We start from the raw sequence: 12424 nt of genomic DNA, 5'->3' as shown, positions 1-12424 counted from the left end.
CAGGGGGCGCCCTCTTCGTGTTCCGGGTGGTGGGGAGAGGCCTACTGCGCGCCGGGGCGCACCAGCCCGCTCTCGTACGCGTACACCGCGGCCTGCACGCGGTCGCGCAGGCCCAGCTTGGTGAGCACGTGCCCGACGTGCGTCTTGACGGTGGTCTCGCTGACGAACAGGTCCGCGGCGATCTCGGCGTTGGACAGCCCGCGCGCCACCAGCTTCAGCACCTCGACCTCGCGGTCGGTGAGCGTGTGCAGCGTGTCCGGCACCGGCTCCTCGCCCGACGGCAGATGCGTGGCGTACTTGTCGAGCAGCCGCCTGGTGATGCTCGGCGCGAGCATCGCCTCGCCCGCGGCCACGACCCGGATCGCCTGCACCAGCTCGTTGGCCGGAGCGTCCTTCAGCAGGAAGCCGCTGGCACCGGCCCGCAGCGCCTCCACCACGTACTCGTCGAGGTCGAAGGTGGTCAGCACCAGGACCTTCGCCGGGCCGTCCCGCCCGGGACCGGTGATCTGCCGGGTCGCCTCCACACCGTCCATCCGCGGCATGCGGATGTCCATCAGGACCACATCGGGCTGCAGCGCCCGCACCTGGTCGAGCGCCTGGAGGCCGTCTCCGGCCTCGCCGACGACCGCGAGGTCCTGCTCGGCCTCCAGGATCATCCGGAAGCCCGTGCGGAGCAGCGGCTGGTCGTCGACCAGTAGGACGCGGATGGCCACGTAAGTCTCCTTCGCTAGTCCGGCCCCATTCTGCCCTGCGCGAGGCCGCCGGACTCAGCCGCCCTGGCCGGTCACCCGCAGCGGCAGCGGGTACGGCGGGGGAGTGCCGCCGAACTCCGGGCAGTGGGCCTGGTGGTCGCACCAGCCGCACAACTTCGTGGGACGCGGCCGCCAGTCGCCCGTCTCGGTCGCCAGCCGGATCGCCTCCCACAGCGCGAGCAGCTTGCGCTCGACCCGCTCCAGGTCGGCGAGGACCGGGTCGTACGTCAGCACCTGGCCGCTGCCGAGATAGACCAGCTGGAGCCGCCTCGGGACCACGTTCTTCAGCCGCCAGACGACGAGGGCGTAGAACTTCATCTGGAACAGGGCGCCCTCGGAGTACTCGGGCCTGGGCGCCTTGCCCGTCTTGTAGTCGACGATCCGGACCTCGCCCGTGGGCGCCACGTCGACCCGGTCGATGATGCCGCGCAGCCGCAGCCCGGACTCCAGCTCGGCCTCGACGAACAGCTCCCGCTCGGCCGGCTCCAGCCGGCTGGGGTCCTCCAGGGTGAACCAGCGCTCGACGAGCTGCTCGGCCTCGCCCAGCCAGCGCGCCAGCCGCTCGCCCTCGGGGTCGTCGGCGAAGAGCTCCACGACCTCCGGCCGCGTCTGACGCAACCGGTCCCATTGCCCCGGGATCAGCGACTTCGCCCGGGGCGCCGTGCGCTCGGCCGCCGGGGCGTCGAAGAGGCGCTCCAGCACCGCGTGCACCAGCGTGCCCCTGGTCGCCGCCTCGCTCGGCTTCTCCGGCAGCCGGTCGATGACCCGGAAGCGGTAGAGCAGCGGGCACTGCATGAAGTCACTGGCACGCGAGGGGGACAGCGAGGCGGGCGGTACGGCCGGTCGCGCGGTCTCGCCCGCCGTCTCCACCGCCGTCTCGATGACCGCCTCCACGGGCCCGGCCGGGACCGGCGGGTCCTCCGCCGCGGCAGGGCTGCTGTCGGGCTGCGCCGCGCCCTCGGTGCTCGTCTCCATGCCCCAGACCATACGGGCCGCCACTGACAGTGACCCAGCCGCGGTCTCGCCGTGGGCAGGAGTGAGGAGGCGGGACGGAGGGAAACTCAGGGGTGCCGGGGCGGAAGGCACCTCGACGGACGCATACCATCGACTCGAGACCCTCCCGTCCGGCAGGCGCGGGAGACGATTCGAACGAGGGGACACCGGTGGACGAGAGCGGCGGGCGCGGGCAGCCGCGGTCCGGCAACGAGGAGTCGGCCGAGCGCCACGCGGGGTCTCCGGCCCGGGCCACCGACCCGACCCCCGCCGACGAACAGTCCACGGACGTACGGCGGTTCACCTCCACGAGCGACGACGACGCCCCTGCCGCGCCGCCGCCGGCCCGGCCGGAGGACCGCCCGTCCCCACAGACGCCGGAACCGGCGGCCGACCCGGCAGCGGCCGAGGCCCCCGACGCCGCACCGGGAGACCCGGAACCCGGCCAGGACCCAGCCGCCGCCACCACCGACGGCCCCCCGGACCGACAGCCGACGCAAGCCTCCCCCCAGGGGCACCCGGACCGCCCGGAGGCCTCCGCGCACGGCGAGGACGACGGCAGCGGCCGTCCGGAGGGCGACGCGCACGCGGACCGCCCCGAGCCCGATGCCCTGCGCAAGGCCCCCGCCCGCGGCGACCACGACGGCGGCAGCCGTCCGTCGGGGGCCGACGCGCACCCCGACCGTGCCTACGCCACCGGTCCGCACACCGGCTCCGCCGCGGGCAAGCCCGATGCGCACGGCCGGCACGTCGCCCCCGGCACCGGTGACCGCCCGCTCGCGCACTCGGCCGACGGCAAGGGCCCCGCGCCCCAGCGCCCGGAGCCGCGAGGCGGACTGCTGATGGGGCGACCGTTCGGCGTTCCCGTCTACGTCGCGCCCAGCTGGTTCCTCGTCGCCGCGTTGATCACCTGGGTGTTCGGCGGACAGCTGGAGCGCGTGCTGCCCGAACTCGGCGCCGCCCGCTACCTGGTCTCCCTGTTCTTCGCCGTCGCCTTCTACGCGTCCGTGCTGGTGCACGAACTGGCCCACACGGTCGCCGCGCTCCGCTTCAAGCTCCCGGTCCGCCGCATCCAGCTCCAGTTCTTCGGCGGCGTCTCGGAGATCGAGAAGGAGGCCGAGACCCCCGGACGGGAGTTCGTGCTCGCCTTCGTCGGACCGCTGCTCTCCCTCGTCCTGGCCGGTGTCTTCTACGCCGCCATGCAGACCGTGGAGCCCGGCACGGTTCCGGGCGTCCTGCTGGCCGGCCTGATGATCTCCAACCTCATCGTGGCCGCCTTCAACCTCCTGCCCGGCCTGCCCCTGGACGGCGGCCGCATGCTCCGCGCGGTCGTCTGGAAGATCACCGGCAAGCCGATGAGCGGCACCGTCGCCGCCGCCTGGGTCGGCCGCGCCCTCGCCGTCTCCGTCCTGATCGGCCTGCCCCTGCTGACCCAGTCCGGCGCCCTCGGCACCGACGCCGTGGACAACGTCGGCATGGACACGGTCCTGGACGCCCTGCTCGCCGCCATCCTCGCCGCGATCATCTGGACCGGCGCCGGCAACAGCCTGCGCATGGCCCGCCTGCGCGAGCACCTCCCCGAACTGCGCGCCCGCGCGCTCACCCGCCGTGCCGTCCCGGTCGAGACCGACACCCCGCTCTCGGAGGCCCTGCGACGCGCCAACGCCGCCGGCGCCCGCGCCCTGGTCGTCGTCGACGCCCACGGCAACCCCGTCTCCCTCGTCCGCGAGGCCGCCATCGTCGGCGTACCCGAACACCGCCGCCCCTGGGTCGCGGTCAGCGGCCTGGCCCAGGACCTGACCGACGGCATGCGCGTCTCGGCGGAACTGTCCGGCGAGGAGCTCCTGGACGCCCTCCGGGCGACCCCCGCGACCGAGTACCTGGTGGTGGAGGAGACCGGCGAGATCTACGGCGTCCTGTCCGCGGCCGACGTGGAACGAGCCTTCGTGAAGGCCATGGCCCGTCCCTCCTAGTGGCCGGACCGTGGTCGGAGGCCCTCCCAGGTGCCGGTAGGCTGGTCACATGTCCGAACCGACCGGTGCCGCCCGCAGGCGCGGGCCCTTCAAGGTCGGGGACCAGGTACAGCTGACCGACCCCAAGGGCCGCCACTACACGTTCACGCTCGAGGCCGGGAAGAACTTCCACACCCACAAGGGTTCCTTCCCGCACGACGAACTGATCGGCGCTCCCGAGGGCAGCGTTGTCCGCACCACGGGAAACGTCGCCTACCTCGCGCTGCGCCCCCTGCTCCCCGACTACGTCCTGTCCATGCCCCGCGGGGCAGCCGTCGTCTACCCGAAGGACGCGGGGCAGATCCTCGCCTTCGCCGACATCTTCCCCGGCGCCCGCGTCGTGGAGGCCGGCGTCGGCTCCGGCTCGCTCAGCAGCTTCCTGCTGCGCGCCATCGGCGACCAGGGCATGCTGCACAGCTACGAGCGCCGCGCGGACTTCGCCGAGATCGCCCAGGCGAACGTAGAGCGCTACTTCGGCGGCCCGCACCCCGCCTGGCAGCTCACCGTCGGCGACCTCCAGGACAACCTGTCCGACACCGACGTCGACCGCGTCATCCTCGACATGCTCGCCCCCTGGGAGTGCCTGGAGGCCGTCTCCAAGGCGCTGGTCCCCGGCGGCATCCTGTGCTGCTACGTGGCGACCACCACCCAGCTCGCCCGGACCGTCGAGTCCATCCGTGAGATCGGCTGCTTCAACGAGCCGACCTCCTGGGAGACGATGATCCGCAACTGGCACATCGAGGGCCTGGCCGTCCGCCCGGACCACCGGATGATCGGCCACACGGGCTTCCTGCTCACGGCCCGCCGCCTCGCCGACGGCGTCGAGCCGCCCATGCGCCGCCGCCGCCCCGCCAAGGGCGCCTACGGCGAGGACTACGCCGGCCCGAACGCCGACGGCGGCACCGGCCGCTGAGACGGCCCGCCGCCCCGCACAACGCACAGGCGCCGTGGCGGAGTTCCCGGACCCACTCCGGAACTCCGCCACGGCGCCTCACTGTTGCCCCCCGGGGTGCCGCCGCGGGTGAACCGGCGCATGTCCCCCTTGACCTGAAACAGGCCCCCGGCGGCCCGCCTTGCCGACGTGGCGCGGGGCCGGCGGCGGCCCGCGCCGGCACGTGCTCGCTGACACAGCGGCAGGGACCGTAACCCTTCTGACTTCCCCGGCGCGGGACGTGCACACCCCGCCGTTCCCTCGCGGTGTGACGTGTGGCACCATGCTGGCCACCCCACCACCGGCACAGCCCTCAGGAGACACTCCTAGTGCAGCCTTCCGCCGTCCCGGAGCTCGCCCACACCCACACCCGTCCCATCCACTGGCTCGCCACCGCGACGGCCGTCGCCGGCGTCGTGGCCCTCTCCTCGTTCCTCCAGCCGGGCGCGGCCACAGCGGCCCAGGCGGCCGGCCCCGAGACCAGAAGCGCTCCGGCGCACCTCGCGCCGCCCGACCCGGCCGCGGTGACGTTCCCGATCGAGTGCGGCCCGGTGAAGGCCGTGGTGCAGAAGCGGGCTTCCGGCGATCTCGACGGCGACGGCAACCCCGAGACGGTGGCCGTGGTCCACTGCGACTCCCCGATGGGCACCCCGCCGGACGGCGTGTACGTCCTCACCCGGGGCGGGGACGGCGGTCAACCGCGCGTGGTGGCGACCCTGCTCGACCCCGAGGACGGCACCACCGTCAGTGACTTCGCCGTACGCGACGGCGCCGTCACGGCCACGCTCCTCGGCTACTCGTCGTCCGATGTGCCGCGTTGCTGCCCCGATGTGCACAGCGACGCGAAATGGCGTTGGCAGAACGGCGCGTTCGTGCGCTCGACACCGGCCGGTGCCCGCAGCGTGTGAGGTCCCTGCGCCCCCACGTGTGAGATATCAGACAGTAGTCACGGAACGTAGAGAAGTGGTCACTCCGCGTCTGGGCCGTAGACCTCGGCCCTGTCCGAAACTCGACGTACGTGGATGCACTCGCCCGGACACTCCTTCGCCGAGTCGATCACGTCCGTGAGGAGCGGCAGCGGCACGGGCGTTGTCGCGCCCTTGTCCTGGAGCAACTCGTCGTCGGCGCTCTTCACATAGGCCAGACCGTCGATGTCCAGCTCGAACACCTCGGGCGCGTACTGGGCGCAGATGCCGTCGCCGGTACACAGGTCCTGGTCGATCCAGACCTCCAGCGCCTCGCCGTCGACCCCCGCCTCCTGCTGCACGCTCATGTCTCCTGCCGTTTCATACGTCGAGCCGTGCCGGGAATCCGGCCAGCTCTGACGGGTGTTGAACGCTTCGACCGTACCTGAGGCTGGGTTCCAATCATGTTCGCTGGGTATCCCCCTGGCGTGAGGGAGAGCGCAAGGGTGAAGATCGGACACACCCCGACCGTCTTTGTGATCTAGGGGTTTCAATCGACACCCGCCCAGGTAGGGTCTGGAAGCGTCCAGCTCCCCTTGGAGGAGGTGAGGACCGTGGCAGCCCACGACGACGACATGAACCGCGGCATCCGCCCGGGACGCGGGTCCGACGACCCGGCCGGGCAGATCGCCTACCTTGAGCAGGAGATCGCCGTCCTGCGACGTAAGCTCGCCGACTCTCCGCGACACACGAGGATTCTCGAAGAGCGGATCGTCGAGCTGCAGACCAATCTGGCCGGCGTGTCCGCGCAGAACGAGCGGCTCGCCAACACGCTCCGTGAGGCCCGTGACCAGATCGTGGCCCTCAAGGAGGAGGTCGACCGGCTCGCGCAGCCGCCGGCCGGCTTCGGTGTCTTCCTGACGGCGAACGAGGACGGCACCGCCGACATCTTCACCGGCGGCCGCAAGCTCAGGGTGAACGTCAGCCCCAGCGTCGAGCTCGACGAGCTCCGGCGCGGCCAGGAAGTGATGCTCAACGAAGCGCTCAACGTGGTCGACGCCATGGAGTTCGAGCGCGTCGGCGACATCGTCACACTCAAGGAGATCCTCGAGGACGGCGAGCGGGCCCTGGTGCTCGGGCACACCGACGAGGAGCGGGTGGTACGGCTCGCCGAGCCGCTGCTGGACGTCACCATCCGCCCCGGCGACGCCCTGCTCCTGGAGCCCCGCTCCGGCTACGTCTACGAGGTCGTGCCGAAGAGCGAGGTCGAGGAGCTCGTCCTCGAAGAGGTCCCCGACATCGGCTACGAGCAGATCGGCGGCCTCGGCGGCCAGATCGAGGCCATCCGCGACGCGGTCGAGCTCCCGTACCTCTACCCGGACCTGTTCAAGGAGCACGAACTGCGGCCGCCGAAGGGTGTCCTGCTGTACGGGCCTCCCGGATGCGGTAAGACCCTGATCGCCAAGGCCGTGGCCAACTCGCTGGCCAAGAAGGTCGCCGAGGTGACCGGCCAGGCCGCCGGCAAGAGCTTCTTCCTCAACATCAAGGGCCCCGAGCTCCTGAACAAGTACGTCGGTGAGACGGAGCGGCAGATCCGCCTCGTCTTCCAGCGGGCCCGTGAGAAGGCCAGCGAGGGCACCCCCGTCATCGTCTTCTTCGACGAGATGGAGTCCCTCTTCCGCACCCGTGGCTCCGGTGTCAGCTCGGACGTGGAGAACACCATCGTCCCGCAGCTGCTGGCCGAGATCGACGGTGTGGAGGGCCTGCAGAACGTGGTCGTGATCGGTGCCTCCAACCGTGAGGACATGATCGACCCGGCCATCCTGCGGCCCGGCCGGCTGGACGTGAAGATCAAGATCGAGCGTCCGGACGCCGAGGCGGCCAAGGACATCTTCGGCAAGTACCTCACCGAGCGCCTCCCGCTGCACAGCGACGACCTCGCCGAGCACGGCGGCTCCAAGGCCTCCACGGTCCAGAGCATGATCCAGACGGCCGTCGAACAGATGTACGCCGAATCCGAGGAGAACCGCTTCCTGGAGGTCACCTACGCCAACGGCGACAAGGAAGTCCTCTACTTCAAGGACTTCAACTCCGGCGCCATGATCGAGAACATCGTCGGCCGCGCCAAGAAGATGGCGATCAAGGACTTCCTCGAGAAGAACCAGAAGGGCCTCCGGGTCTCCCACCTCCTCCAGGCCTGCGTGGACGAGTTCAAGGAGAACGAGGACCTGCCGAACACCACCAACCCGGACGACTGGGCCCGAATCTCCGGAAAGAAGGGCGAACGGATCGTGTACATCCGTACGCTCATCACCGGAAAGCAGGGCGCGGACACCGGACGCTCCATCGACACGGTGGCGAACACCGGTCAGTACCTGTAAAAGACAGGGCGGCTGCGGGTGCCCTCGGCGGGTACCCGCAGCCGCCTGTTTTTCAGGCCACGGCTGGAGCAACGCAATGACGCAAATGATCTCCCCACCAGCGCAAAGGCGTTCTAGGCTCTTGCGTACCGCCAAGTCGCGCAGTGCGGGGACGGGCACCGCACACGCAACCGAGCGCCAGCGGTATCTGAGTGGCGCCCACGACCGAGGGCGCCGCCGGGCAAGGAGGGCCGCATGACCGTACGGCGAGTAATGGGCATCGAGACGGAGTACGGAATCTCCGTCCCCGGCCACCCCAACGCCAATGCCATGCTCACCTCGTCCCAGATCGTGAACGCCTACGCGGCGGCGATGCACCGGGCCCGCCGGGCCCGCTGGGACTTCGAGGAGGAGAACCCGCTGCGGGACGCCCGAGGCTTCGACCTCGCCCGCGAGGCCGCCGACTCCAGCCAGCTCACCGACGAGGACATCGGCCTGGCCAACGTGATCCTCACCAACGGCGCACGGCTCTACGTCGACCACGCACACCCCGAGTACAGCGCCCCTGAGGTGACGAATCCGCGGGACGCCGTCCTCTGGGACAAGGCCGGCGAGAGGATCATGGCGGAGGCCGCGGAACGGGCCGCCCAGCTGCCCGGTGCCCAGCCGATCCACCTGTACAAGAACAACACCGACAACAAGGGCGCGTCCTACGGCACGCACGAGAACTACCTGATGAAGCGGGAGACCCCCTTCTCGGACATCGTGCGCCACCTCACGCCGTTCTTCGTCTCCCGCCAGGTCTTCACCGGCGCGGGCCGTGTCGGCATCGGCCAGGACGGGCACGAGCACGGCTTCCAGCTCAGCCAGCGGGCCGACTACTTCGAGGTCGAGGTCGGCCTCGAGACGACGCTCAAGCGCCCGATCATCAACACCCGCGACGAGCCGCACGCGGACGCCGAGAAGTACCGCCGGCTGCACGTGATCATCGGGGACGCGAACCTGTCGGAGATCTCGACGTACCTCAAGCTGGGGACGACCTCCCTGGTCCTGTCGATGATCGAGGACGGTTTCATCGCCGTCGACCTCGCCGTCGACCAGCCCGTGCGCACGCTCCACCAGGTCTCGCACGACCCGTCCCTGAAGCGCCTGGTCACGCTGCGCAGCGGCCGGACGCTCACGGCGGTCCAGCTGCAGATGGAGTACTACGAGCTGGCGCGCAAGTACGTGGAGGAGCGGTTCGGCGCGGACGCCGACGACCAGACCAAGGACGTCCTGTCCCGCTGGGAGGACACCCTCACCCGCCTGGAGCACGACCCGATGAGCCTGGCCGGCGAGCTGGACTGGGTCGCCAAGCGGGAGCTCATGGAGGGCTACCGGCGCCGGGACAACCTCGACTGGGACGCGGCGCGGCTGCACCTGGTCGACCTCCAGTACGCCGACGTACGCCCCGAGAAGGGCCTGTACAACCGTCTGGTGGCCCGCGGGCGCATGAAGCGGCTGCTGGACGAGGCGGACGTCGAGCGGGCCCGTACGGCGCCGCCTGAGGACACGCGCGCGTACTTCCGCGGCCGCTGCCTGGAGCAGTACGCGGACGACGTGGCGGCGGCGTCCTGGGACTCGGTGATCTTCGACCTGCCGGGCCGGGACTCCCTCCAGCGCGTTCCAACCCTCGAACCGCTTCGCGGAACGCGTAATCACGTCAAGGAGCTCCTGGACCGCTGCCGCACCGCGGAAGACCTGGTCAGGGTCCTTTCGGGCGGGTGAGCGCGTTCAGCGGGTACTCGGGTGGGGCCCGCCGGACAGGGTGGAAAATCCCAGGTCCGGGAATCATCGAGGTGGTCCCCGTACGTTGGAGCAACAGCGGGGCCATTGTCAGACCCGGCGAGTAGGGTCTGATCTTGACCGAGCAACTGTGTCGGGCGAACCGAGCGGGGTGAGGGATATGGCGACCAAGGACACCGGCGGCGGACAGCAGAAGGCCACCCGGTCCACCGAGGAGGTCGAGGAGCAGGCGGCAGAGGCGCAGGCTTCGGAGGACGTCAAGGAGCGTCACGAGAAGCTGAGCGACGACGTGGACTCGGTTCTGGACGAGATCGACGACGTCCTCGAGGAGAACGCCGAGGACTTCGTGCGGTCCTTCGTTCAAAAGGGTGGACAGTAAGGCGCCTGAGCCTTCGTTCCGAAGGTGAGCGGGGTGTCGTGGGTGACGGACGAGCCGAGCGCGGAGCGCTGCGCGCGGGGCAGTGCATGACGTGATGCCCTCGTGTGTGGCGCTCCGGGCGTCGGTGGCGTCCGGAGCCCGGTGGCCCGCCGGGCAGGAGGGGCGGGCAAGTGCGGCGTGGCTCCCGCGCAGTTGGTGTCGCCGGGCATGTGGATCACCGCCGAAGGGCGGGTAGGGTCCGTGGCATACCGAGCCCTCGGTCGCAACCGGACCGGGGTTGTTCCAAGGATCGGCCCGACGTCACAGGGCGGGCTGTCGCATACGTGGAAGGAATCGCGTGGAAGCCAACACTCGTAGCACCGGGCGTCTACCAGCTGCCTTCCTGACGCCAGGGTCTTCCTCCTTCATGGATTTTCTCTCCGATCACCAGCCCGAACTGCTGCCGGGCAACAAGAAGTTGCCGCCGGTGCAGGGCGCGATCGAGGCGCCGCACGGCACGACGATCGTGGCCGTGACGTTCCCCGGCGGCGTCGTCCTCGCCGGTGACCGACGGGCCACCATGGGCAACGTCATCGCGCAGCGGGACATCGAGAAGGTGTTCCCCGCCGACGAGTACTCGGCCGTGGGCATCGCCGGCACGGCGGGTCTGGCCGTGGAGATGGTGAAGCTGTTCCAGCTGGAGCTGGAGCACTTCGAGAAGGTCGAGGGCGCGCAGCTGTCGCTGGAGGGCAAGGCGAACCGGCTGTCGACGATGATCCGCTCGAACCTCGGCATGGCCATGCAGGGGCTGGCCGTCGTCCCGCTGTTCGCCGGGTACGACGTGGACCGGGAGAAGGGGCGGATCTTCTCCTACGACGTCACGGGCGGGCGCTCAGAGGAGCAGGGCTACGCGGCCACGGGTTCCGGTTCGATCTTCGCCCGCGGCGCGATGAAGAAGCTCTTCCGGGAGGACCTGAGCGAGGACGAGGCCACGACGCTCGTGGTCCAGGCGCTCTACGACGCGGCAGACGACGACTCGGCGACCGGCGGTCCCGATGTCGCCCGCCGGATCTATCCCATCGTCACCGTGATCACCGAGGACGGCTTCCGCCGGCTCTCCGAGAACGAGTCGTCCGAGATCGCGCGCTCGATTCTGGAGCGGCGTCTGGAGCAGCCCGACGGTCCGCGGGCCGCGCTGCTGTGAGCAGCGGGCTGTCTTCATGAGGGTGGTCCAGTGAACCGACGGAATCTTCAAGAGAGGGACGGATAACCGGTGACGACGCCGTTCTATGTCTCCCCCCAGCAGGCGATGGCCGACCGGGCGGAGCTCGCCCGCAAGGGCATCGCCCGTGGCCGCAGCCTGGTCGTGCTGCAGTACGCCGACGGCATCGTGTTCGTCGGCGAGAACCCGTCCCGCACGCTGCACAAGTTCAGCGAGATCTACGACCGGATCGGCTTCGCGGCCGCCGGCAAGTACAACGAGTACGAGAACCTGCGGATCGGCGGTGTGCGCTACGCCGACCTGCGGGGTTACACCTACGACCGGGACGATGTGACGGCCCGGGGCCTGGCGAACGTGTATGCCCAGACGCTGGGCACGATCTTCTCCAGCGCGGCCGAGAAGCCGTACGAGGTGGAGCTGGTCGTCGCGGAGGTCGGGGAGACCCCCGAGGGCGACCAGATCTACCGGCTGCCGCACGACGGTTCCATCGTGGACGAGCACGGCTCGGTCGCGGTGGGGGGCAACGCGGAGCAGATCAGCAGCTATCTGGACCAGCGTCACCGGGACGGTATGACGCTGGCCGAGGCGCTGAAGCTGGCGGTGCAGGCGCTGTCCCGCGACACCAACGGCAGCGAGCGGGAGATCCCCGCGGAGCGGCTGGAAGTGGCGGTGCTGGACCGTACGCGGCCGCAGAAGCGGAAGTTCAAGCGGATCAGCGGGCGCCAGCTGGGCCGGCTGCTGGAGGCCGACGGAGCGACCACGGCGTCGGAGGCCGAGGCGGACGCGGAGGCCGAGGCGGAGGCGTCCGGGGACGGGGAGTAGTCGAGTAGTCGTCCCCTGCCGCGCGCCCAGGCCGTTCTGCGGTCTGGGCGCGCGGCCTGTGCGCGTGGGGTGGGGGCGCGCCGCTGGCGCCTACCGGGGTGCGGTGGGTCGGGGCCGCGTCGGGGGGTGTCCGTCCTCGGAACGGCGCGGTGGGGTTGGACGCCGACTGACTGTCCGGTGACGCGCCAACCGCTGCGGGCCGCCTAGCTGCGGGCAATCGTGCCGCTGGGGGCGGCACGGGTGGGCGCAGCGGCACCCCGCTCCGCCGGGTTGCGGACCCACCC

The 12424-nt window shown here is 70.6% G+C and carries 11 protein-coding genes; 8 read left to right on the top strand and 3 right to left on the bottom strand.

The window, feature by feature from the left end; genetic code table 11:
* Positions 1–41: 41 nt before the first annotated feature.
* Together GTY47_RS27800 and GTY47_RS27795 are read right to left on the bottom strand one after the other, a co-directional pair.
* A complete protein-coding gene (locus GTY47_RS27800) occupies positions 42–713 on the bottom strand; it encodes a response regulator transcription factor (RefSeq protein ID WP_010045368.1) in 672 nt (223 codons plus the stop codon).
* A gap of 54 nt (positions 714–767) precedes the next feature.
* Positions 768–1727, bottom strand: a complete 960-nt coding sequence (locus tag GTY47_RS27795; protein WP_324604465.1) for a RecB family exonuclease — start codon at positions 1725–1727, stop codon at positions 768–770.
* A 188-nt stretch (positions 1728–1915) separates the two neighbouring features.
* On the opposite strand from GTY47_RS27795, the gene GTY47_RS27790 reads away from it, so the two are divergent.
* From GTY47_RS27790 to GTY47_RS27780, 3 genes are all read left to right on the top strand, one after another.
* Entirely contained in the window at positions 1916–3718 is a 1803-nt protein-coding gene (locus GTY47_RS27790) for a site-2 protease family protein (protein WP_010045363.1), read from the top strand.
* A gap of 49 nt (positions 3719–3767) precedes the next feature.
* Positions 3768–4670 carry a tRNA (adenine-N1)-methyltransferase gene (locus GTY47_RS27785; RefSeq protein ID WP_010045361.1) on the top strand — a complete coding sequence of 301 codons (903 nt, stop codon included), beginning with the start codon at positions 3768–3770 and terminating at the stop codon, positions 4668–4670.
* 347 nt (positions 4671–5017) lie between these two features.
* Positions 5018–5596 (top strand): hypothetical protein, encoded by a 579-nt coding sequence (locus GTY47_RS27780; RefSeq protein WP_010045359.1) that lies wholly within the window; start codon positions 5018–5020, stop codon positions 5594–5596.
* Positions 5597–5655: 59 nt separating this feature from the next.
* On the opposite strand, the gene GTY47_RS27775 is transcribed toward GTY47_RS27780, so the two are convergent.
* Positions 5656–5961, bottom strand: a complete 306-nt coding sequence (locus tag GTY47_RS27775) for a ferredoxin (RefSeq protein ID WP_010045357.1) — start codon at positions 5959–5961, stop codon at positions 5656–5658.
* A gap of 246 nt (positions 5962–6207) precedes the next feature.
* Here GTY47_RS27775 and arc point away from each other — a divergent pair, with 246 nt between their 5' ends.
* From arc to prcA, 5 genes are all read left to right on the top strand, one after another.
* Complete coding sequence (gene arc, locus GTY47_RS27770; protein ID WP_010045354.1) at positions 6208–7974, top strand: proteasome ATPase; 1767 nt, start codon at positions 6208–6210, stop codon at positions 7972–7974.
* A gap of 234 nt (positions 7975–8208) precedes the next feature.
* On the top strand, positions 8209–9720 hold the full coding sequence (dop, locus tag GTY47_RS27765) for a depupylase/deamidase Dop (RefSeq protein ID WP_010045351.1): 1512 nt from the start codon (positions 8209–8211) through the stop codon (positions 9718–9720).
* Between the two features lie 178 nt (positions 9721–9898).
* The gene (locus tag GTY47_RS27760; protein WP_010045349.1) at positions 9899–10117 is read left to right on the top strand and encodes a ubiquitin-like protein Pup; all 219 of its coding nucleotides are present in this window, start codon (positions 9899–9901) and stop codon (positions 10115–10117) included.
* 337 nt (positions 10118–10454) lie between these two features.
* Positions 10455–11300, top strand: a complete 846-nt coding sequence (prcB, locus tag GTY47_RS27755) for a proteasome subunit beta (protein ID WP_010045347.1) — start codon at positions 10455–10457, stop codon at positions 11298–11300.
* 69 nt (positions 11301–11369) lie between these two features.
* Complete coding sequence (prcA, locus tag GTY47_RS27750) at positions 11370–12140, top strand: proteasome subunit alpha (protein WP_010045345.1); 771 nt, start codon at positions 11370–11372, stop codon at positions 12138–12140.
* Positions 12141–12424: the final 284 nt, after the last annotated feature.

This window comes from Streptomyces sp. SID5464 (genome assembly GCF_009862985.1).
GTDB lineage: Bacteria > Actinomycetota > Actinomycetes > Streptomycetales > Streptomycetaceae > Streptomyces > Streptomyces chartreusis_D.
The sequence above is the reverse complement of the archived record's forward strand: the minus strand, read 5'-3'. Positions and strand labels throughout refer to the sequence as shown.

Excerpts from the sequence above, each read along its gene's own strand:
- GTY47_RS27795 (WP_324604465.1), bottom strand. The coding sequence starts at position 1,727 with ATGGAGACGAGCACCGAGGGCGCGGCGCAGCCCGACAGCAGCCCTGCC.
- GTY47_RS27785 (WP_010045361.1), top strand. The coding sequence starts at position 3,768 with ATGTCCGAACCGACCGGTGCCGCCCGCAGGCGCGGGCCCTTCAAGGTC.
- GTY47_RS27775 (WP_010045357.1), bottom strand. The coding sequence starts at position 5,961 with ATGAGCGTGCAGCAGGAGGCGGGGGTCGACGGCGAGGCGCTGGAGGTC.
- dop (WP_010045351.1), top strand. The coding sequence starts at position 8,209 with ATGACCGTACGGCGAGTAATGGGCATCGAGACGGAGTACGGAATCTCC.
- GTY47_RS27760 (WP_010045349.1), top strand. The coding sequence starts at position 9,899 with ATGGCGACCAAGGACACCGGCGGCGGACAGCAGAAGGCCACCCGGTCC.